Genomic DNA, 1,528 nt, shown 5'->3' with positions numbered 1-1,528 from the left:
CTATACTGTTTTTAGGCATACCAAATAACCCTCCAGCTATCTTGTGGAAGGTTTTTCTTTATGTGGTTGGATAACCTTTTTAAGCTATATCTAGGAAATGTTCTTTGCCTTTTAATAAAGCATAAATCCAGTGAAGAAGTTTATTAATACAAGCGACAATTGCCACCTTCGAAGGCTTTCCTTCTGAGCGTTTCTTGTCGTAGAACTCTTTGAGCTTTTTATTTCTGGAACTCCTTATTCCACATAATACAGCTAGATATAAGCTGTGTCTTAGCCTGCTGGAACCCCGTTTCGTTATATGATTCGTCGTAGCTGTAAACTTCCCAGAGGAATGTACACTGGGATCAATTCCAGCGTAAGCAACTAGTTTCTTAGGATGATTAAACCGATCAATTTCACCGATTTCAGAAATAATCGTGGCAGCGATTTTTTCTCCAATCCCAGGTATTGATTGGATAATCTTATATTCTTCTATTTCATTTGCCAGGGATATCATTTGGTTCTCCAATTCCGATAGATGTCCTTGGTAATGAAATAGGATGTCTATATACATATTCAGATTGATGAGATGGCTTTGATACATCACCTTTTGAAAAGGATTTTGAGTAGCTGAATGGATCAATTTCCTTGCTTTCTCTCTTGCCCACTGAATAGAACGAGTTGGACAATACCCTTTTATTCGTTCCGCCAGGTCCTCTTCATCCGCCTCTAGAATCTTCTCCGAAGTTGGATATTCTCTTAATATTGATAAGGATACTTTTGAAAAAAGATCTCCAAATACCTTTCTGTATTCAGGAAAAGTCTGATCTAAAATCGTGTGAAATTGCAGTTTTGCTTCCACATACATATTCGTCACGATTTCCTGTTGCCTAGAAAGGTTACGCAGGTTCATCAGTTGAATTCCCCTCAATTTATAAGGTTCAAAATCCTCTTTATAATAAAGAACACATAACTGATAGGCATCGAATGCATCTGTTTTCACTTTTCTTAAACTGGATTTCTTCGCTTGATGAGATATGATTGGGTTCAACAAAATATAAAGTAAATCATTCTCTTCTAAGCACTGAATAATGGGAATATGATAATGGCCCGTTGATTCCAATATGACCACTGGCATCTGGCCAGTCAGTGATTTTATTTCCCCTAAAAAATGTATAAAGCCATCTAATTCTTCACGGTTATGCTTGATTGAAAAGCTCTTTCCATAAGGCTTTCCTTTATCTAAAAAAGCCTGTACTTCACTTACTTCTTTAGCTACGTCTATACCCACAACCGGGTTCATTCTTTCTCCTCCTATTGCGTATTCACCAGTAACCCCTAATGCCTCAAGTAGTATTATATCTTCGCTTGTTATACGAGATCTAAGTCCCAACCAGCCTCAAACATATTTCTACAAGTAGGGGGTGAACAGTTTAGTCGACGGGATCAATGTCCCACGCCCCCGTACGTTCTACCCTGGCTACTGATAGAATAAATCCATATGAAAAAAGTTCAACCAGAAAGATCTGGCTGAACTCTATAATACGAA

General features: G+C 37.8%; 1 protein-coding gene. It reads right to left on the bottom strand.

The window, feature by feature from the left end:
- Positions 1-79: 79 nt before the first annotated feature.
- Positions 80-1,282, bottom strand: coding sequence for an IS110 family RNA-guided transposase (locus CYL18_RS18910; RefSeq protein ID WP_104851013.1), 1,203 nt, complete (start codon positions 1,280-1,282; stop codon positions 80-82).
- Between the last annotated feature and the right edge of the window lie 246 nt (positions 1,283-1,528).

It is taken from the genome of Pradoshia eiseniae (assembly GCF_002946355.1).
Lineage (GTDB): Bacteria > Bacillota > Bacilli > Bacillales > Pradoshiaceae > Pradoshia > Pradoshia eiseniae.
This window is presented reverse-complemented; position numbering and strand designations above follow the sequence as displayed.

What these genes read in the sequence shown, in the direction of transcription:
- CYL18_RS18910 (WP_104851013.1), bottom strand. Translation starts at nt 1,282, where the DNA reads ATGAACCCGGTTGTGGGTATAGACGTAGCTAAAGAAGTAAGTGAAGTA.